This window comes from Gluconacetobacter asukensis (assembly GCF_014174375.1).
Taxonomy (GTDB): Bacteria; Pseudomonadota; Alphaproteobacteria; order Acetobacterales; family Acetobacteraceae; genus Gluconacetobacter; species Gluconacetobacter asukensis.
In genome coordinates this window covers 75,771-93,591 of the sequence record NZ_JABEQE010000005.1, presented here as the reverse complement: position 1 = coordinate 93,591, position 17,821 = coordinate 75,771, and the positions used below count along the sequence as shown (strand labels likewise).

Here is a 17,821-nt window from a genome sequence, read left to right as displayed (position 1 = left end):
CCGATCAGCGCGCGCGCGGCGCGGTGCCGGTGGGGTCGACGTTGAAGCAGCGCTGGTAATATTCCGCCACTGTCTGCCGCTCCGCCTCGTCGCACTTGTTGAGGAACGTGACCCGGAATGCGAATTCCAGGTTCTGGAAGATCCGATAATTCTCCGCCCAACTGATCACCGTGCGCGGCGACATGACGGTGGAGATATCCCCGGCGATGAAGCCCGCGCGCGTCAGGTCGGCCAGGGCCACCATGCTCTCGATCCGCTTGCGGGCCGGCGCGTCGTTGGGGTCGACGCCCATCTTGGCCATCACGATGGCCGTTTCCTGGGCGTGGGGCAGGTAGTTCAGGGTGGTCACGATGTTCCAGCGATCCATCTGGCCCTGATTGATCTGCTGGGTGCCGTGATACAGGCCCGTCGTATCGCCCAGACCGACCGTGTTGGCGGTGGCGAACAGGCGGAAGAACGGGTGGGGGCGGATGACGCGGTTCTGGTCCAGCAGCGTCAGGTGGCCTTCGACTTCCAGCACGCGCTGGATGACGAACATCACGTCTGGGCGGCCGGCATCATATTCGTCGAACACCAGGGCGCACGGGCGTTGCAGCGCCCACGGCAGCAGGCCCTCGCGGAATTCCGTCACCTGCTTGCCGTCGCGCAGCACGATCGCGTCCTTGCCGATCAGGTCGATGCGCGAGATGTGGCTGTCGAGGTTGATGCGGATGCAGGGCCAGTTGAGGCGCGAGGCCACCTGTTCGACATGCGATGACTTGCCGGTGCCGTGATAGCCCTGGATCATGACCCGGCGGTTGAACGCGAAGCCCGCCAGGATCGCCAGCGTGGTGTCGTGGTCGAAACGGTAGGTCGGGTCGGCATCGGGCACATGGTCGGTACGGATCGAGAAGGCGGGGACCTGCAGGTCGCTGTCGATGCCGAAGATTTCGCGGGCCGAAACCATCAGGTCGGGGGCGCCGGACAGGGCCGAGATCGGCGGCAGGGCCTCTCCGTTCTCGTCTACGGCTCCGGCTGTCAGGGTGGCGAGGTCATTCATAAGGGTTGCATCCGTCACGGCTGGTAGGTCCGGACACGCCATGATGTGGCGTTGTCCCGCATCCTGTTCTGGTCTCTGGCTTCCTGTCTTCGGCGCCCGGTTGGTGCCTGCGGCGTTCTCTCGACGTTTCCCGTGTCACTATAGACGCTATCGCCGGCAAGGCCATGCCTACGCGGTACGTTCCAGGTCGGCTTCCCGCGCCGAGGCAAGGTGGGCGCGCAGCGTGGTGTAGGCGACGTTGATGCTCTTCAGCAGTTCCTCCGACTGGCGGTCGCCGCCATTGGCGTCGGGGTGATGCCGTCGTGCCAGGTCCTTGTAGCGCATTTTCAGCTCGTCCATCGACAGCGGCCAGTCCAGGCCGAGCATGTCCAGCGGCTGGCGTAGCGCCTCGGGCATGTCGGGGCGGGCCGGGGTGCCGGCGCGTGGCCCGGGGCGGCGTGCGCCGTCCATCAGGTCCATCGGATCGATGAAATCGTCCGGCCCGAGGCGCGACGCACGTTGGCCCAGCCGCCAGGAGGGGCGGTTCCAAGACACGTCATCGCGGATATGGGCCTCGATCTGGCCGGGGGACATGCCTTTATAATAGTCCCACCGCGCATTGTATTCGCGCACATGGGGCAGACAGAACCAGAAATACTCGTTCAGCGCGTCGCGTGACTTCGGTGCGCGGTAGCCGGCATTCTCGTCACATCCGGCCATGTCGCAGCACCGGGCCGGCGCATCCGGATCGGGGTCGAAAGCCCGGTGACGTGTGTTCTTTCGGGTCATCATCTGGCGTTATGTGCGTTCGAACCGTATTCGTGCAAGAGCCAAGAGAGTCAGTCAGCAGAGGGAACGGGAACAGTGAACAGCACGGAACATGCGCATGCGGCACCGCCTCTGGCCGAGGACAGGAGAGTGGACCGGATCGGCCGGGCGCTCCGCGCGCAACTGGCCCCCAGCCTGATCGAAATCGAGGATGACAGCGGCCGTCATGCCGGGCATGCGGGGATGCGCGGGGCCCCCGCAGGGGGCGAGACCCATTTCAATGTACTGGTGGTCAGCGCCGCATTCGACGGGCTGGCGCGCGTGCAGCGGTCGCGGCTGGTGCATGAGCTGCTGACGCCGGAATTTGCCTCTGGCCTGCATGCGCTGTCGCTGACATTGCGCACGCCTGCCGAGCAGGCCCGGATCGCGGGCGCATGAGCCCTCGCGTCATTCTGTCGCGCCGGCTTTTCCTGGCCGCGCCCCTGGCTGTGGCAGCCTGCCAGGCATCGCCCGGCGCGGTGGACTTGCATGATGTCGCGCGGGTCGAACGCTACCTGAACACCACGCGCGGCCTGACCGCCCAGGTTGTCCAGACCTGGCCCGATGGCGGGGTTGGGGAAGGGACGCTTTCCTACGAACCGGGCAATCTGCGCCTGGATTACCGGACGCCGCACCCGATGCGGCTGGTGGCGGCGGGCGGGCACCTGGTGTTTCGTGACGCGCAGCGCCAGTCGGTGACGCGGATGAACCTGTCGCACCAGCCGCTGGGGCTGTTGCTGGCCACGCCAGTGCATCTGGGGGGCGCGGTGGTGGTGACCGCGATCCGGCATGGGGCCAATGTGCTGCAGATCTCCATGGCGCGCAGCGACAATCCGTCCCAGGGCCTGTTGACGCTGGGATTCTCCGATTTCGCCGGGCAATTGTCGCTGGTCGCGATCGACCTGCTGGACGCGCGGCGCAACAGCACGCGCCTGCATCTGACCGATGTGCGGACCGGGACGGACTTCCCGCCCGATTTCTTTTCACTGAGCGCGCCGCTGTAATCCGGCGCGCTCTTTGCCGTCAGGCATCCCCGATCGGCGTCGGGGTGCTGCCGAACAGATCCTGCCAGTTGGCGCGCAGCGCCTCGTCCACGGTGGCCATGTCCACGTCGCGGCCCAGTTCGTGCAGGCTGGTCACGCCGTGCTCGCGGATGCCGCAGGGCACGATGCCCTCGAAATGGGCCAGATTCGGCGCCACGTTCAGCGCCACGCCATGCCAGCAGGTCCAGCGCGTGACCCGGACGCCCAGGGCCGCGACCTTGCTCTCGCGCCCGGTGAGGGGATCGACGACCCAGACGCCGATTCTGTCCGCGCGCCGTTCGCCCGTCACGTCGAACCGGCGCAATGTCCGGATCAGCCATTCCTCCAGCGCATGGACATAGGCGCGCAGATCACGTGGCGGGGCTGTGCCCTGCTGGCTGGTGAGGTCCAGCATTACATAGGCCACCCGCTGGCCCGGGCCGTGATAGGTCCATTGCCCGCCCCGGCCGGCCGCGTGGGTGGGGAATCCGGATGGATTGAACAGATCTTCCTGCCGGGCCGATGTGCCGGCCGTGTAGGTGGGGGGATGTTCCAGCAGCCAGACCCGTTCGGGCAGGCTGCCGTCGCGGATTCCCGCCACCTGTCGCTCCATTCCCGCGATCGCATCGGGGTAGGGAACCGGTACCCGGCTTGAATTCCACAGAATTGTCTTTTCGGTCATTGCCCCTCGAACCTGCATCGTCTATACGGCCTTCCGTCACACGGTATCGCTCAGGCGGTAACCGATGTCACGGTGCGGTCGTGGCGGAATGGTAGACGCGCAAGCTTGAGGTGCTTGTGGGGGCAACCCCGTGGAAGTTCGAGTCTTCTCGACCGCACCAATCGATATGCCGGCATGACCGGCAGCGATTGGCTCTCAGCCGAAAATCAGAACAAACGGAATACTGCCTCCACCCTTTCGGTGGCCCGGCGGCGCGTGCCGTTTTTACGGCGATCTCATGTGGCATGATGGCCGGCCGAAGAGGCCTGGGAGGGCCATCCTTCTGACCCATCATCTTATTTTGCCTCACTTAAGTCATTTTTTTTTACCGTTTATCGGTTAGAACGAAATGCGAGCACGGTCGTTGTTTTCATGCGCTGCGACCGTTCGTGACGCGTTCGCGCGCTCTGAATTTCAACGATGGATCGAAGGTAACGCTTGTGATCAAACCCTTGCGAAAAGCCGTGCTTCCGGTCGCCGGTCTCGGCACCCGTTTCCTCCCGGCGACCAAGGCCATGCCCAAGGAAATGCTGACGGTCGTCGACAAGCCGCTGATCCAGTATGCCATCGACGAGGCCCGCGCCGCCGGTATCGAGGAATTCTGCCTGATTACCGGCCGGGGCAAGGATTCGCTGATCGATTATTTCGACGTCGCTTTCGAGCTGGAAACGACGCTGCGCGAGCGCAACAAGCAGGAAGCGCTGGACGCGCTGGCGCCCAGCAGCATCGCCGCCGGCGCGCTGATTGCCGTTCGCCAGCAGGAGCCAATGGGCCTGGGTCACGCGATCTGGTGCGCGCGCAGCTTTATCGGTGACGACCCGTTTGCGATTCTGCTGCCCGACGATCTGGTCAAGAGCAATGTGCCGTGCCTGAAGCAGCTGGTGGATGCCTATAACCAGACCGGCGGCAACGTCGTCGCGGTGACCGAAGTGCCGCGCGAGCATACCAGCCGCTACGGTATCCTGAAGACGGGCAAGGATGATGGCCGCATCGTCGAGGTGACGGGACTGGTCGAGAAGCCCAAGCCCGAGGAAGCGCCGTCCAACCTTTCGATCATCGGGCGCTATGTCCTGACGGCCGACGTCATGACGCATCTGGCCAAGCTGGAGCGTGGCGCGGGCGGCGAAGTGCAGTTGACCGATGCGATGGCCAAGGTGATCGGGCATGTTCCCTTCCATGGCCTGCGCTATGAGGGGCAGCGTTTCGATTGCGGCAACAAGCTGGGTTACCTGGAGGCGCAGATTGCCATGTCGATCGATCGGCCCGATCTGGGCGATTCGGTGCGTGCGTTCCTGAAGAACTATACCGGCGCGTGATGGTGGCGTTCGCGCACGGCTTCGATTCCACGAGCCTGCGCGAATACGATATCAGGGGAATCGTCGGAAAGACCCTGCATCCGCGTGATGCCTATGCGATCGGGCGGACGTTCGGCAGCATGGTGGCACGCGGGGGCGGGCGGACGGTCGCGGTCGGCTGTGATGGCCGGCTATCCTCTCCCGAATTGGAGGCAGCCCTGGTCAGCGGGGCTGTCGCCTCGGGTGTTGAAGTGCTGCGCGTCGGTCTCGGGCCGACGCCGATGCTGTATTTCGCATCGACCGTCATGGAGGCTGACGGCGCGGTCATGGTGACCGGCAGCCATAATCCGCCCGATCACAACGGGTTCAAGATGATACTGGCGGGCCAGCCTTTCTTCGGCCCGCGCATCAGGGAATTGGGGGATCTCGCGGCACGTGGCGACGTGGTGCCCGAGCGTGCCGGCAGCATGCGGGATGTCGATATTCGGCAGGCCTATGTCGCGCGTCTGGCGCGGGACTGGGATGGCGGCGCGCGCCGGCTGAAAATCGTCTGGGACAATGGCAATGGCGCCGCCGGCGAGGTCCTGGCGGAACTGGTGCGGCATATCCCCGGCGAGCATACGATCCTGAACGGAGCGATCGACGGCCGCTTTCCGGCCCATCATCCGGACCCGACCATTCCGCGGAACCTTGCCCAATTGATCGCCACCGTGCACGATACGGGTGCCGATATCGGCATTGCCTTCGATGGCGACGCCGACCGGATCGGGGTGGTGGACGACAGGGGCGAGATCCTGTGGAGTGACCAGCTTCTGGTGCTTCTGGCGCGCGATGTGCTGCGTGCCCGGCCGGGCAGCACGGTCATTGCCGATGTAAAGGCCAGTCAGGTTCTGTTTGACGAGGTGGGCAGGGCAGGTGGGCAGCCGCTGATGTGGCGCAGCGGCCATTCGCCCATCAAGTCCAGGATGATGGAAACCGGCGCGCCCCTGGCTGGCGAGATGTCGGGTCATTTCTTCTTTGCCGACAGATGGTTCGGGTTCGACGATGCGCTGTATGCGGCGGTTCGCGTGCTGGGAATGGTGGCCCGGATGGAAACGACGCTGTCTGCGGCGCGCGAGGCGCTGCCCAGGATGGTCAGCACGCCGGAGCTGCGTTTCGACTGCCCCGACGCCCGCAAATTTTCGGTGATCGAGGATGTTGCGGCGCGGTTGGCTGAAGAGGGCGCCGACATGTCGACGATTGACGGCGTGCGGGTGAACAGCGTGGATGGATGGTGGCTGCTGCGGGCTTCCAATACCCAGGCCATGCTGGTGGCGCGGGCGGAAAGCGCGAGCCAGGAGGGGCTGGAGCGGCTGAAGGCAGTCCTGACCGCGCAACTGGAACGCGCAGGCGTGGCAGCGCCCGATTTCGCGGGTGAAGGACACTGAGTGGGACGGGCCTCCGGCCTTTGAATATCTCGGCGCAGGCTGGTAACGTGCCTGGTAGCCGGTTTTCGGAGGCTTATGTCGCGTGACCGATGCGCTGCCTTTTCGTTCGTTTCTGGAGCCGGGGCAGTTCGTTCGCCATCCGGATCATCCGGAATGGGGAGTGGGCCAGGTGCAGTCGGCCATTGCCCATCGGGTTACGGTCAATTTCGAGGATCAGGGCAAGGTGCTGATCGATGCGTCGGTCGTCATGCTGACGGTTATTTCCTGAAGGGTTGGCATGGGTACGCCGTTCCTCGATTCCCTCGGCCGGACTGTCACCTATCTGCGGGTTTCCGTCACCGACCGGTGCGACATGCGCTGCGTGTACTGCATGGCGGAAACTATGTCGTTTCTGCCCAAGGCCGAAATCCTGACCTATGCGGAACTGGAGCGGCTCTGTGCTGCCTTCATCCGCAGCGGCGTGACGCGGCTGCGCGTCACCGGAGGCGAGCCGCTGGTAAGGCGGGATATCGGCAGTTTTTTCCAGACGATGGGGCAATGGCTGAACCGGACGGGCGAGGACGGCCATCTGGACGAACTGACCGTAACGACCAACGGGTCGCGGCTGGCGGAGCATGCCGACATGCTGGCCCGGTCGGGTGTACGGCGTGTCAATATCAGCTTGGATTCGCTTGATTCTGAAAAATTTCATCGCATCACCCGGCGCGGCAATCTCGATCAGACCCTGGCAGGTGTTCGCGCCGCTCGGGCGGCGGGACTGGCGATCCGCATCAATACGGTGGCAATGGCCGGGGTGAATGACGACGAATTCGACACGCTGCTGGCATGGTGCGGCGAAATCGGCGCCGATCTGTGCCTGATCGAGACCATGCCGATGGGCGAGACGGGCGAAGACCGGTCCGATCGGTACCTGCCATTGTCCAGCGTGCGCGCCGACCTGTCGCGGCGCTGGACGCTGGAGCCGCTGGCTGAGCGTACGGGAGGGCCGGCGCGCTACCTGCGGGTGCGGGAGACCGGGCGCAGGCTGGGGCTGATCACCCCGATGACCCATAATTTCTGTGAAAGCTGCAACCGCGTGCGGCTGTCCTGCACCGGGCAGCTCTATCCGTGCCTGGGAAATGAAGGGGCAACGGACCTGCGGCAGCCCCTGCGGGACGGGGCCAGTGATGCCGACCTGCTGCGCCTGGTGCAGTCGGCCATCCTGCGCAAGCCGAAGGGGCATGATTTCGTCATCGGACGGCGGGTGGACGACCCTGCCGCCATACGCCGGCATATGAGCGTGACCGGCGGTTAGTCCGATTGGAGACATGCCTCCAATCGGCTTCAGTTATTTTTTATATTCAATGGATTATTCCATTTTCTTTATCGCATCCTCAAGCGATATCGAAAAGGCGCCGGGCTGCAGGGGCTGGGGCTGGCTGTTTGCCGGGGCCCAGCCGGTCATGATCGCCACGCGCAGCGGGACGGACAGATGGGCATCGTCGGCCTCCGGTGTCAGGCTGGCGAGGGCGGCGGGAAACAGTTCGGGGCGTGGAACCTGCCGGCTGCGCAGTCTCAGGGCATTGGTCTCGCCTGCTGCGCGCAGGTCGCGCAGCAGGGCCATCGATGACCGATAGGCCAGGGTCAGCGTTTCCACATCCGCGACCGGCAGGGCGAAGCCCGCGCGCTGTAGCAGGGATGCGCAGTCCCTCAGGTCCGGGAAGGGGGAGACCCTTGGTGCGGCGCCGCCGGTCAGCGCGCATTCGGCCTCGGTCAGGGCGCGGCGCAACTCTCCCAGGGTAGGCAGGACGGGGATGCTGGCCAGGAACAGCCCGTCGGGCTTCAGCGCGTGGCGGATCTGCGCCAGCGCGCCGGGCAGGTCGTTGACCCAGTGCAGGGACAGGTTGGCGACGACCAGGTCGAAGGTGCCTGGGCCGAAGGGCAGCCATTCCTCGTCCGCGCACAGGACCGTTCCGCCGTTCACCCGCGCCATTTTGGGGGAGAGGTCGCACGACACGACGCTGTCGATCCCGCATGCGCGCAGTTGGGGCCCCACCACACCACGGCCGCCGATGTCCAGCGCCGCGCTGAAGCGGTAGGTCGTGTCGTCCAGCCGGTCCAGCAGCCTGTCGGCGACTTCCTGCAGGACGGGGGCCACCCTGTGCACCAGCGGGGCGGCGCGATCGCGGTGACGGCGCACGGCGGCACGGTCGAAAATCACGGGATCGTTCATGGGGTGCATGTGCCCTTCCGGATCGGCGATGCCAATGGCACCTTTGCGTGATGGTTGGCACGATAGGCGATACGGGGGAAACCCGATCAGGACGGGGCGGGGCAGGCGGCCTGCCACGGCGCATGGCCGGGCGTGTGTTCGACCTTCTCCTGCCGCCCGATTGTCTGGCCTGTCACCAGCCGGTCGACCGCGCTGGCCTGTTGTGCGCGGACTGCTTCCGCTCGATGCGCTTCATTGCCGACCCATGCTGCGCGCGATGCGGCCAGCCCTTCGCAGCATCGGCCCCCGGTGGCGCGGGCCGCGTCTGCGCCCCGTGCCTCGATACGCCTCCGCCGTGGCGATCGGGCCGGGCGGCGCTGAGCTATGACGAGTGGTCGCGCCCCCTGATCCTGCGCCTGAAATACGCCGATCGCACCGATCTGGCCCCCTTGCTGGCGCGGCATATGGTGCGTGCTGGTCGCGACCTGCTGTGTGAGGCCGATCTGCTGGTGCCGGTGCCGCTGCACAGGGGCCGCCTGTTCCGCCGCCGCTACAACCAGGCCGGGCTGCTGGCGGCGGCGATCGGCCGGATCGCGCACCTGTCGGTTCTGCCGGATGCGCTGGTCCGCGTGCGAAAGACGCCCGCGCTGGCGCGGCTGGGAGCGGGCGCGCGGCAGGAGATATTGCAGGGGGCGATTGCCGTGCGGCCGTCGCGCCGGGATGCTCTTGCCGGCCGGCAGATCGTCCTGATCGATGACGTGATGACGACGGGGGCGACGTTGGGCGCCTGCGCGCGGGCCGTGCTGGCGGCCGGCGCGGCATCGGTGGACGTGCTGGTTGCCGCCCGCGCGCCGGACCCGGCGCGGACCGACGCGAATGGTTGGAGGGCATCTGTCGGGTAACGGTATAGTGCCAGGGCACAAATGCGCTATGTCTTCAAAATCGGTTACTTTCCCTGTTCGAGGAGCGGCATGCCCAGCATCGAAGTCTATACCCAGCCAGGTTGCCCCTATTGCGTTCGCGCCGTGCGCCTGCTGCAGCAGAAGGGCGCGCATTTCACCGAAATCCGGGCCCTGCACGGCACGGCAGAACGGCTTGAGGCCAGGGAGCGTTCGGGTGGCCGGACAACCGTGCCGCAGATCTTCATCAACGGGCAGCATATCGGCGGCTGCGACGATTTGATGGCGCTGGAACAGCGGGGCGAACTCGATCCGCTGCTGCGGGCGGCCTGACGGGGCACCGGGGGGGCGTGATCTGCTATCAGCTGCGTTGCGACGCGGGGCATGAATTCGAAGGCTGGTTTCCCGGCAGTGCCGCATTCGACGATCAGGCGCGCCGGAACCTTCTGTCCTGTCCGCAATGCGGCACGTCCGATGTCGTGCGTGCCCTGATGGCCCCGGCCGTGCGGACCGCGCCGGCCCGCGTGCCGGAGGGAGAGCGGCCGCGCCCCGAGGCAGGGGCGGCCGTTCCCGCCGCGATGATGGCCGCGATGCAGCGCCTGAGACAGTATGTCGAGGAACGATGCGAGAATGTCGGCGATAAATTCGCCGACGAAGCGTTGAAGATCCATCACGGGGATGCCGAACAGCGCGGCATCTACGGGCAGGCATCGGAAGAAGAGTGCGATCGCCTGGCCGATGAGGGGGTCGAGATCATGGCCATACCATGGGTTCCGCGTGCCGACGGCTGATCGCACGCAGGGACGGGGACCGGAGCCGGGGGCCGGAAGCAAGGTGGAACGCATGCACGACAGAACAAGCCGATGGGCCGGCATGATCCCATTCCCGCAAGGGCGGCGTCATGTGCGGCTGTTGGCTGCCCTGGGGGGGCTGGCCCTTCTGGCGGCGAATCCGCGGCCGGCGGGCGCGGCGGAGGTTACCGCCGCGCGCGACGCGTCGCCCGTGCTCGGGCAATGGGAAACGCGGGAGCATGACGGTGTCTTCGAGATCAAGCCCTGTGGTGGCGAACTGTGCGGCCGGCTGGTCGGCATGCGCTATACGGGCGAGATTCCGAAGGCCAAGGACGGGACATCGGAATGCGGCCTGCTGATGCTGACCGGATTCGTTCCCGATTCGGACGATGCCGGGCGCTGGAACGGGCATATCCTCGATCCCGATAGCGGGAAGGTCTACCAGGCGCAGATCTGGTCGCCGCGCGATGGTGTGCTGAAACTCAGGGGCTATGTGGGCATTCCTCTGTTTGGCGAAACCCACACCTGGACACGCTATGGCGGCACGATCGGAGCGCGCTGCCAGATGCCGTGAACCGTCTCTTTCTCAACGGAATTCGTGAGCGATATGAACCCACTCCTCTCACGACGCGCCCTGCTGACCGGGCTGGCCGCGTCGGGCATTCCCCTTGCCGCATCATGGCCTGCCCGGGCCGCGATCCCGGCCCGGGCGCGGACATTGTGCTATATTGGCGGCTACAACAAACATGCGCCGCCCGGGGGGGCGGGGAATGGGCAGGGCATCGCGCTCTTCGAGATGAACCCGACGACCGGCGCGCTGGCACCGGTTTCGACCTTCACGGATATCGCCAGCCCGTCCTTCATTACCCTGTCGGCCGACCATCGCTTCCTGTACGCGCTGAGCGAGATCGACGATTTCAACGGCAAGCATGACGGCAGCGTCACCGCGTTTGCGGTCGACCGGCTGTCGGGCGAACTGACCCGGCTGAGTGTCGTGTCGTCGGGCGGGGCGGTGCCGTGCCATCTCAGCGTCCATCATTCCGGGCAATATGTCCTGGTGGCCAATTATGTCGGTGGCAGCGTGGGCGTCCTGCCCATCCGGCCGGATGGCAGCCTGGGCGAACCGACGGACATCGTGCAGAATTCCGGCCCGCGCATGCCGGAACGGGCACAGGACAATCCGCCGGGCAATTTCGCGGTCAGCGACCATTCCGGGCCGCATGTGCATATGGTGGCCAGTGACCAGTCGGGGAATTTCGTCCTGGCCTGCGACGCCGGGCTGGACCGGGTCTATGTCTGGACGCTGGATCTGGCGACGGGCAAGCTCAAACCCGCCGCGAAACCTTTCCTCTCGCTGATGCCCGGATCGGCACCGCGTCATTTCTCCTTCAGCCACGATGGGCGGACGCTCTACATCCTGTGCGAACAGGATTCCAAAATTGTCGTGGCGGCGTTCGATCCCACGACCGGCACGATCACCCCGCAGCAGCGGGTCAGCACCGTCACCTCCTATTTCCAGGGCAGCACGCTGGCGGCGGGAATCCTGCTGTCACCCAACGGCCGGTATATCTATGCATCGAACAGGCTGGGGGATTCCCTGGCCGTCTTCCGTGTCGGCGCCGATGGATTGCTGACCCTGATCGACGAAGTCTGGATGCATGCGGATTACGGGCGGGCCATGATGTTCGACCCGTCCGGCACGTTTCTGTTCTGCGCCAACCAGCGCAGCGATTCCGTCACGTCGTTCCGTGTCGACCCCGAAACCGGCGCGCTGGATTTCACCTGGCATTTCACCGCCGTCGGCAGCCCCACGACCTTCGCCTTCCTCCAGCTTTAACCGGATGCGCCGGAGCCGGGATATTATCCCGGCACGGCCAGGCTGGCGATGTAGTTGACGCCCAAATCGCGGCTTTCGCGCCAGCCGGTCAGGCCGGGTGTCATGCCGGCGATGTCCGACACCCGCAAGCCTGCCTGGCCGGCGAAGGCGCCGAGTTCGGCCGGCGTGATGAATTTCCGCCATTCATGGGTGCCCACCGGCAGCAGGCGCAGGATATATTCCGCCCCGATCTTTGCCGTTGCCAGTGAGCGCAGCGTGCGGTTCAGGGTCGAGACGATGATGATGCCGCCTGGTTCCACCATGTCGGCCAGCAGGCGCAGGAAGGCGGCGGGGTCGGCGACATGCTCGATCACCTCGAGCGCCGAGATCGCATCGAAGCGTGCCCCTTCCGCCCGCAATTCCTCGGCGCTGCCGGCGCGATAGGCGAGGCGGCCCGCGCCGGGCGGCAGCGGGTGGGCCTGCACATGGGCGCGTGCGGCCTCGATCGCGGCTTCCGATGCGTCCAGGCCCAGCACGTCATAGCCCATGCGGGCCAGCCCCTCGCTGGCCAGGCCGGCGCCGCAGCCGATATCCAGCAGGCGGGTCACGGGCGCGGATTCCCCGGCGCGCGGTGCCGGCAGGTGGCGCCTTGCCCAGTCCAGGCGCAGGCCGTTCATGGCATGCAGGGGCCGCATCGGGCCGGAGGGGTCCCACCAGCGATCGGCGAGGGCGCTGAAGCGGGCGATTTCGTCCGGAACGACGGACGGGCCGCCCGAATGGACCGAATCGTTGACCTGCATGGCGTCAGCACCTCCACATCTGGCTTCTCCCGCTGGACGGCACAGCGGGGGAAGGGTATGTGACGCGCCTTGCAGATAACCGCAATGCCCCGTCCGATGCCCCAGCGGCCCCAGACGGGCTGGAACGGCCCCCGCGCCGAACTGGAGAGCCCTTTCGATGTCCCGTCATACTCCGCGGATCGTCATGAAATTCGGTGGCACCTCTGTGGCCGACCTCGACCGAATTCGCGCGGTGGCGGAAAAAGTACGCAAGCAGGTCGAGGCGGGGTGCGAGGTCGCTGTGGTGGTCTCGGCCATGTCCGGCGTCACCAACCAGCTGGTCGGCTATTGCCAGTCGCTGTCGCCGCTGCACGATGCCCGGGAATATGACGCGGTCGTCGCCACCGGCGAGCAGGTCACGAGCGGCCTGCTGGCCATTGCGCTGCAGACCATCGGGGTCGAGGCCCGGTCCTGGCTGGGGTGGCAGATCCCGCTGCGCACCGATGCGGCGCACGGTAAGGCGCGTATCGGCTCGATAGACGGCGAAGCGCTGGTGGAACGCATGCAGGCCGGCCAGGTGCCGATCATCGCCGGCTTCCAGGGCGTGGCCCCCGACGGGCGCATCACGACGCTGGGGCGCGGCGGGTCCGATACGTCGGCCGTCGCCATTGCGGCCGCCATCGGGGCCGACCGGTGTGATATCTATACCGATGTCGACGGGATCTACACGACCGACCCGCGCATTGTTGCGAGGGCGCGGAAGCTGGATAAGATCACGTATGAGGAAATGCTGGAGCTGGCGTCGGTCGGGGCGAAAGTCCTGCAGACCCGCAGCGTCGAGCTGGCAATGAAGGAACGGGTGCGCGTGCAGGTGCTGTCGAGCTTCGTCGATGGCCCGGCCCCGTCGGAAGGCAACCTGCCCGGATCATTAGTGGTGGATGAGGACGAGATCGTGGAAAAGGAACTGGTCGCCGGCATTGCCTATTCGCGCGACGAAGCGAAGCTGTCGGTCCGGCGCATTCCGGACCGTCCCGGGATCGCGGCCGCGATCTTCGGTCCGCTGACGGCGGCGAACGTGAATGTCGACATGATCGTGCAGAGCACCGGCGCCGACGGCCTGACGAACATGACCTTCACCACCTCCAAGACCGATCTGGCCCGTGCCATCCAGTCGCTGGAATCGTCGCGGGATGTCATTCAGTACGGCGAGCTGGTGACGGATGACGACGTGGTGAAGATCAGCGTCGTCGGCATCGGCATGCGGTCGCATGCCGGGGTGGCGAACCTGATGTTCCGTACCCTGTCGGACCGCAACATCAATATCCAGGTCATCTCGACCAGCGAAATCAAGGTTTCGGTGCTGATCGCCGCGGAATATGCCGAACTGGCCGTGCGGGCGCTGCATACGGCCTACGGCCTCGACGCGGCCTGATGGCGATGGAGATACTCGTTACGCAGCCGGTGGGCGACGCGATGCAGCGGGAAGCGGCCCGCGCCCGCCTGGACCGCCTGTGGGCGCCCGGCACGCAGTTCCTGGGGAGCGAGGTCGCGATCCTGGGTGGCGCCATGTCGTGGGTCAGCGAACGGAACCTGGTCTCGGCCATTTCCAATGCGGGCGGTTTCGGCGTGCTGGCCTGCGGGGCGATGGAACCCGACCGCCTGGCCGAGGAAATCGCCGCGACCCAGGCGCTGACCAGCCGCCCCTTCGGCGTCAACCTGATCACGATGCATCCGCGCCTGGACGACCTGGTCCAGGTCTGCCTGGCGGCCGGTGTGTCGCATGTCGTGCTGGCCGGCGGTATTCCGCCCGGCCCGGCGATCCGGGCGCTGAAGGATGGCGGGGCGAAGGTCATCGCCTTTACCCCGGCGCTGGTCCTGGCCAAGCGGCTGGTGCGCATGGGCGTCGATGCGCTGGTGATCGAGGGGGCGGAGGCCGGCGGGCATATCGGGCCGGTGTCGCTGACCGTGCTGGCGCAGGAAGTGCTGCCCCATATCCGCTCGATTCCCGTCTTCGTGGCGGGCGGGCTGGGACGGGGCGAGGCCATCCTGTCCTATCTGGAGCAGGGTGCGGCCGGCGCGCAGCTCGGCACGCGTTTTGCCGCCTCGGCGGAAAGCATTGCCCATGAGCGTTTCAAGGCGGCCTTCGTGCGTGCCAATGCGCGTGACGCGGTGACGTCGGTCCAGCTTGACGAGCGTTTCCCGGTCATTCCGGTGCGGGGCCTGTCGAACGAGGGTGGGCGGGCGTTCCTGCGCCATCAGGCCGAGACGATTCGCCGCTATCTGGACGGGGAACTGACCAAGGAAGCGGCCCAGCTCGATATCGAACATTTCTGGGCGGGTTCGCTGCGCCGGGCGGTGATCGAGGGCGACGTGGAAAATGGCTCGGTCATGGCTGGCCAGTCGGTCGGCATGATCACGTCGGTTCAGCCGGTGGCCACCATTATCGCCGAACTGGTCGAGCAGGCCGTCGATGCCCTGGTCCGACGTGAAGAGGCCGCGGGTGAGCCGTGAGTGACGAGGACGCCCGGACGACGCTGAACGATTCCGGCGCAAGGGCCTCCACGGGGGCGGCTGGCGTTGGACCGGCCCTGCGGGCGCGGCGCGAGCAGCTTGGCTGGGCGCTGCCCGACGTCGCGACCTGGCTGCGGATACGCCTGTCGTTTCTCGAGGCGATGGAAGAGGGGCGGGTGAAGGACCTGCCGGGGAATGTCTATACGCTCGGCTTCCTGCGCACCTATGCGCAGGCGCTCGGCCTGGATGCCGACGCGGTGGTCACGCGCTTCAAGGCCGATACGCGGGGCAGCATCGACTGCAAGCCAGAACTGTCCTTTCCAGCCCCGGCATCCACTGGTGCGATGCCGGTCGGCGTCATGGTGCTTCTGGGCGGGGTGATCATCGTGCTGGCCTATGTCGGCTGGTACCGGATGACCGACGGGCAATCCGCGCCGCCGCAGCCCGTTCCCTCGGTCTTCTCTGCCATTCCGGGCATGACGCGCCAGGCGCCGACCTCGCCGCAGGTCGCTTCGGTCCTGCCGCCGGAACGTGCGCCCATTCCGCCGCGACCGCTGCCGGAGCCGGAGAAATCGGCGATCACCGATGGGGACATTCCCGCGGAGCCCACGCCGGTGCCGGGCAGTCAGGTCGAGCAGGGCGCGTCTCCGGCCGCGCCGGCTGCAAACGCCGATGCTTCGGCCGCTCCTGTTGCCGTACCGTCCATGACCCAACCTGCCGCACCGGGCACGGCACCGGTTCCGGTATCGCCCCCAGCTCAGGCTCCGGCCCCGGCGGCGGCCACGCCTGCCGGGCAGATCGTCCTGACCGCCTCGGCCCAGACCTGGGTGCAGGTCAGGGTTGCTGGTGGGCCAGTGATTTACGACCATATCCTGCAAGCCGGTGAGAGCTGGTCCGCGCCGCAGGACAAGACGGATCTTCTGCTGACGGTCGGCAATGCCGGCGGGCTGGTGGTCAGCGCCGATGGTGTGACGACCCAGCCTCTGGGCCGGAATGGCACGGTGCGCCGCAATCTGCCGCTGACGCGCGATGCCGTTCGCAGCGGTAGCATCGTGGCTGCGGTGCCTGCGCCGACGGTGCGCCCGGCCCCGGCCGCAGCTCCGGAGCGGGTGGACGGCGCGGGGCATCCTCCGGCGCCGCAGCCCGCGCCTGCGAAAAGCGGGGAGTAAAAGGGCAGGGACCGGCCGCGGCCGGTCTGGCCAAACCGAACGGTTTTTGGCAGGAAGCATGCACGGAAAGGCGGCGCGCCGTCATGCCGGCGGATAGAACAATGTTATCATCGCCTCATCCGGAGGGCAGACAATGAGCAGCTATCGTCCCTATCAGTATATCGAACGGCGCAAGTCGCGGCAGATCCATGTCGGCAAGGTGGCGGTGGGCGGCGACGCGCCGATTTCCGTCCAGACCATGACCAACACGCTGACGACCGACGCCGAGGCGACGATCGCGCAGATCCGGCGGGCGGAGCTGGCAGGCGTCGATATCGTGCGCGTGTCATGCCCCGACGAGGAGAGCACCGCCGCGCTGGCCGAGATTGTGCGCGAGGTCAACGTGCCGATCGTTGCCGACATCCATTTCCACTACAAGCGCGCGATCGAGGCCGCACAGGCTGGCGCGGCCTGCCTGCGCATCAATCCGGGTAATATCGGCAGCCCCGAGCGCGTGCGCGAGGTGGTGAAGGCGGCCAAGGATTATGGCTGCTCGATCCGTATTGGCGTGAATGCAGGCTCGCTGGAAAAGCATCTTCTGGAAAAATACGGCGAGCCCAACCCCGAGGCGCTGGTCGAAAGCGCGCTGGAGCACGCCAAGATCCTGGAAGATCACGATTTCCACGAATTCAAGATCAGCGTGAAGGCGTCGGACGTCTTCATGGCCGTTGCCGCTTATCAGCAACTGGCCGAGGTCTGCGACCATCCGCTGCATATCGGCATCACCGAGGCGGGCAGCAAACGGGCCGGCACCGTCAAATCCTCGATCGGGCTGGGCAACCTGCTGTGGGCCGGCGTGGGCGACACGATGCGCGTGTCCCTATCGGCCGAGCCTGAGGAAGAGGTGCTGGTCGGCTGGGATATCCTGAAGTCGCTGGGCCTGCGCCATCGCGGCGTGAAGATCATTTCCTGCCCGTCCTGCGCGCGGCAGGGCTTCAACGTGATCCAGACCGTGCAGACGCTGGAAGATCGTCTGGCGCATATCCAGACGCCGCTGACGCTGTCGATCATCGGCTGCGTGGTCAACGGTCCGGGTGAAGCGCTGATGACCGATATCGGCGTGACCGGCGGTGGCTCGGGCCGCCACATGGTCTATGCCGCCGGCCGGCAGGACCACACGATCGCGGCGGATTCGATGATCGAGCACATCGTGGAGATGGTCGAGAAGAAGGCCGAAATCCTTCGTGCCGAGGAAGAGGCCGCGAAGGCCGCAGAGGCGGTCGTCGCCGCCCAGTAAGGACGCGCCCGACCCGGCAGGACCGGGTTGGAGATTGGCCGTCCTTTGTTGTGTTCCGTCCCGTTCGGGGCGGAACACATATGAGATTTAGAAACAGGA

The 17,821-nt window shown here is 66.2% G+C and carries 20 protein-coding genes and 1 tRNA gene; 16 read left to right on the top strand and 5 right to left on the bottom strand.

The annotated features are described in order from the left end of the window. Positions 1 to 4 precede the first annotated feature (4 nt). Positions 5 to 1,039, bottom strand: a complete 1,035-nt coding sequence (cobS, locus tag HLH35_RS07595; protein ID WP_182978571.1) for a cobaltochelatase subunit CobS — start codon at positions 1,037 to 1,039, stop codon at positions 5 to 7. A gap of 168 nt (positions 1,040 to 1,207) precedes the next feature. Continuing rightward, positions 1,208 to 1,810 (bottom strand): J domain-containing protein, encoded by a 603-nt coding sequence (locus HLH35_RS07590; protein ID WP_182978570.1) that lies wholly within the window; start codon positions 1,808 to 1,810, stop codon positions 1,208 to 1,210. A gap of 72 nt (positions 1,811 to 1,882) precedes the next feature. Here HLH35_RS07590 and HLH35_RS07585 point away from each other — a divergent pair, with 72 nt between their 5' ends. Beyond that, positions 1,883 to 2,224, top strand: coding sequence for a BolA family protein (locus HLH35_RS07585; protein WP_408870105.1), 342 nt, complete (start codon positions 1,883 to 1,885; stop codon positions 2,222 to 2,224). Continuing rightward, the gene (locus HLH35_RS07580) at positions 2,221 to 2,829 is read left to right on the top strand and encodes a LolA family protein (RefSeq protein WP_182978569.1); all 609 of its coding nucleotides are present in this window, start codon (positions 2,221 to 2,223) and stop codon (positions 2,827 to 2,829) included. Before HLH35_RS07585 ends, HLH35_RS07580 begins: the two co-directional genes overlap by 4 nt. A 19-nt stretch (positions 2,830 to 2,848) precedes the next feature. Here the strand turns inward: HLH35_RS07580 and lipB are convergent, their stop codons facing one another. After that, positions 2,849 to 3,547, bottom strand: a complete 699-nt coding sequence (gene lipB, locus HLH35_RS07575; protein ID WP_182978568.1) for a lipoyl(octanoyl) transferase LipB — start codon at positions 3,545 to 3,547, stop codon at positions 2,849 to 2,851. 56 nt (positions 3,548 to 3,603) lie between these two features. Between lipB and HLH35_RS07570 the strand changes: the two genes are divergently transcribed. The 5 genes from HLH35_RS07570 (at position 3,604) to moaA (ending at position 7,584) form a co-directional block, all read left to right on the top strand. Next, positions 3,604 to 3,689, top strand: a tRNA-Leu gene (locus HLH35_RS07570). 319 nt (positions 3,690 to 4,008) lie between these two features. Then, positions 4,009 to 4,884: a UTP--glucose-1-phosphate uridylyltransferase GalU gene (gene galU / locus HLH35_RS07565; protein ID WP_182978567.1), complete on the top strand. Its 876-nt coding sequence runs from the start codon at positions 4,009 to 4,011 to the stop codon at positions 4,882 to 4,884. Between the two features lie 2 nt (positions 4,885 to 4,886). Beyond that, a complete protein-coding gene (gene pgmG, locus HLH35_RS07560; protein WP_182978698.1) occupies positions 4,887 to 6,290 on the top strand; it encodes a phosphoglucomutase/phosphomannomutase PgmG in 1,404 nt (467 codons plus the stop codon). 82 nt (positions 6,291 to 6,372) lie between these two features. Next, positions 6,373 to 6,558 (top strand): DUF3553 domain-containing protein, encoded by a 186-nt coding sequence (locus HLH35_RS07555; protein ID WP_182964534.1) that lies wholly within the window; start codon positions 6,373 to 6,375, stop codon positions 6,556 to 6,558. Positions 6,559 to 6,567: 9 nt separating this feature from the next. After that, positions 6,568 to 7,584, top strand: a complete 1,017-nt coding sequence (moaA, locus tag HLH35_RS07550; RefSeq protein WP_182978566.1) for a GTP 3',8-cyclase MoaA — start codon at positions 6,568 to 6,570, stop codon at positions 7,582 to 7,584. A gap of 54 nt (positions 7,585 to 7,638) precedes the next feature. On the opposite strand, the gene HLH35_RS07545 is transcribed toward moaA, so the two are convergent. Beyond that, positions 7,639 to 8,511: a methyltransferase domain-containing protein gene (locus HLH35_RS07545; RefSeq protein WP_182978565.1), complete on the bottom strand. Its 873-nt coding sequence runs from the start codon at positions 8,509 to 8,511 to the stop codon at positions 7,639 to 7,641. Positions 8,512 to 8,552: 41 nt separating this feature from the next. Between HLH35_RS07545 and HLH35_RS07540 the strand changes: the two genes are divergently transcribed. The 5 genes from HLH35_RS07540 to HLH35_RS07520 all read left to right on the top strand — a co-directional run bounded on the left by HLH35_RS07540 (position 8,553) and on the right by HLH35_RS07520 (position 12,008). Then, positions 8,553 to 9,383 (top strand): double zinc ribbon domain-containing protein, encoded by an 831-nt coding sequence (locus HLH35_RS07540; RefSeq protein WP_408870104.1) that lies wholly within the window; start codon positions 8,553 to 8,555, stop codon positions 9,381 to 9,383. A 69-nt stretch (positions 9,384 to 9,452) separates the two neighbouring features. After that, complete coding sequence (gene grxC / locus HLH35_RS07535; protein ID WP_182978564.1) at positions 9,453 to 9,713, top strand: glutaredoxin 3; 261 nt, start codon at positions 9,453 to 9,455, stop codon at positions 9,711 to 9,713. A 17-nt stretch (positions 9,714 to 9,730) separates the two neighbouring features. Beyond that, positions 9,731 to 10,171: a DUF1178 family protein gene (locus tag HLH35_RS07530; protein WP_182978563.1), complete on the top strand. Its 441-nt coding sequence runs from the start codon at positions 9,731 to 9,733 to the stop codon at positions 10,169 to 10,171. 52 nt (positions 10,172 to 10,223) lie between these two features. Beyond that, complete coding sequence (locus tag HLH35_RS07525; RefSeq protein WP_246384930.1) at positions 10,224 to 10,745, top strand: DUF2147 domain-containing protein; 522 nt, start codon at positions 10,224 to 10,226, stop codon at positions 10,743 to 10,745. 33 nt (positions 10,746 to 10,778) lie between these two features. Continuing rightward, positions 10,779 to 12,008 carry a lactonase family protein gene (locus tag HLH35_RS07520; RefSeq protein ID WP_182978562.1) on the top strand — a complete coding sequence of 410 codons (1,230 nt, stop codon included), beginning with the start codon at positions 10,779 to 10,781 and terminating at the stop codon, positions 12,006 to 12,008. A 23-nt stretch (positions 12,009 to 12,031) separates the two neighbouring features. On the opposite strand, the gene ubiG is transcribed toward HLH35_RS07520, so the two are convergent. Continuing rightward, positions 12,032 to 12,787 (bottom strand): bifunctional 2-polyprenyl-6-hydroxyphenol methylase/3-demethylubiquinol 3-O-methyltransferase UbiG, encoded by a 756-nt coding sequence (gene ubiG / locus HLH35_RS07515; RefSeq protein ID WP_182978561.1) that lies wholly within the window; start codon positions 12,785 to 12,787, stop codon positions 12,032 to 12,034. Between the two features lie 157 nt (positions 12,788 to 12,944). Between ubiG and HLH35_RS07510 the strand changes: the two genes are divergently transcribed. The 4 genes from HLH35_RS07510 (at position 12,945) to ispG (ending at position 17,722) form a co-directional block, all read left to right on the top strand. Then, on the top strand, positions 12,945 to 14,198 hold the full coding sequence (locus tag HLH35_RS07510) for an aspartate kinase (RefSeq protein WP_182978560.1): 1,254 nt from the start codon (positions 12,945 to 12,947) through the stop codon (positions 14,196 to 14,198). A 5-nt stretch (positions 14,199 to 14,203) separates the two neighbouring features. Further along, positions 14,204 to 15,277, top strand: coding sequence for an NAD(P)H-dependent flavin oxidoreductase (locus tag HLH35_RS07505; protein WP_182978559.1), 1,074 nt, complete (start codon positions 14,204 to 14,206; stop codon positions 15,275 to 15,277). Further along, complete coding sequence (locus tag HLH35_RS07500) at positions 15,274 to 16,446, top strand: helix-turn-helix domain-containing protein (protein WP_338029310.1); 1,173 nt, start codon at positions 15,274 to 15,276, stop codon at positions 16,444 to 16,446. The genes HLH35_RS07505 and HLH35_RS07500 overlap by 4 nt, the downstream gene beginning before the upstream one ends. 133 nt (positions 16,447 to 16,579) lie before the next feature. Continuing rightward, on the top strand, positions 16,580 to 17,722 hold the full coding sequence (gene ispG, locus HLH35_RS07495) for a flavodoxin-dependent (E)-4-hydroxy-3-methylbut-2-enyl-diphosphate synthase (RefSeq protein ID WP_182964523.1): 1,143 nt from the start codon (positions 16,580 to 16,582) through the stop codon (positions 17,720 to 17,722). Positions 17,723 to 17,821 lie beyond the last annotated feature (99 nt).

Coding starts and splice junctions, on each gene's coding strand:
- cobS (WP_182978571.1), bottom strand. CDS start 1,039: ATGAATGACCTCGCCACCCTGACAGCCGGAGCCGTAGACGAGAACGGA.
- HLH35_RS07590 (WP_182978570.1), bottom strand. CDS start 1,810: ATGATGACCCGAAAGAACACACGTCACCGGGCTTTCGACCCCGATCCG.
- HLH35_RS07580 (WP_182978569.1), top strand. CDS start 2,221: ATGAGCCCTCGCGTCATTCTGTCGCGCCGGCTTTTCCTGGCCGCGCCC.
- lipB (WP_182978568.1), bottom strand. CDS start 3,547: ATGCAGGTTCGAGGGGCAATGACCGAAAAGACAATTCTGTGGAATTCA.
- moaA (WP_182978566.1), top strand. CDS start 6,568: ATGGGTACGCCGTTCCTCGATTCCCTCGGCCGGACTGTCACCTATCTG.
- HLH35_RS07545 (WP_182978565.1), bottom strand. CDS start 8,511: ATGCACCCCATGAACGATCCCGTGATTTTCGACCGTGCCGCCGTGCGC.
- HLH35_RS07540 (WP_408870104.1), top strand. CDS start 8,553: ATGGTTGGCACGATAGGCGATACGGGGGAAACCCGATCAGGACGGGGC.
- grxC (WP_182978564.1), top strand. CDS start 9,453: ATGCCCAGCATCGAAGTCTATACCCAGCCAGGTTGCCCCTATTGCGTT.
- HLH35_RS07525 (WP_246384930.1), top strand. CDS start 10,224: ATGCACGACAGAACAAGCCGATGGGCCGGCATGATCCCATTCCCGCAA.
- HLH35_RS07520 (WP_182978562.1), top strand. CDS start 10,779: ATGAACCCACTCCTCTCACGACGCGCCCTGCTGACCGGGCTGGCCGCG.
- ubiG (WP_182978561.1), bottom strand. CDS start 12,787: ATGCAGGTCAACGATTCGGTCCATTCGGGCGGCCCGTCCGTCGTTCCG.
- HLH35_RS07510 (WP_182978560.1), top strand. CDS start 12,945: ATGTCCCGTCATACTCCGCGGATCGTCATGAAATTCGGTGGCACCTCT.
- HLH35_RS07505 (WP_182978559.1), top strand. CDS start 14,204: ATGGAGATACTCGTTACGCAGCCGGTGGGCGACGCGATGCAGCGGGAA.
- ispG (WP_182964523.1), top strand. CDS start 16,580: ATGAGCAGCTATCGTCCCTATCAGTATATCGAACGGCGCAAGTCGCGG.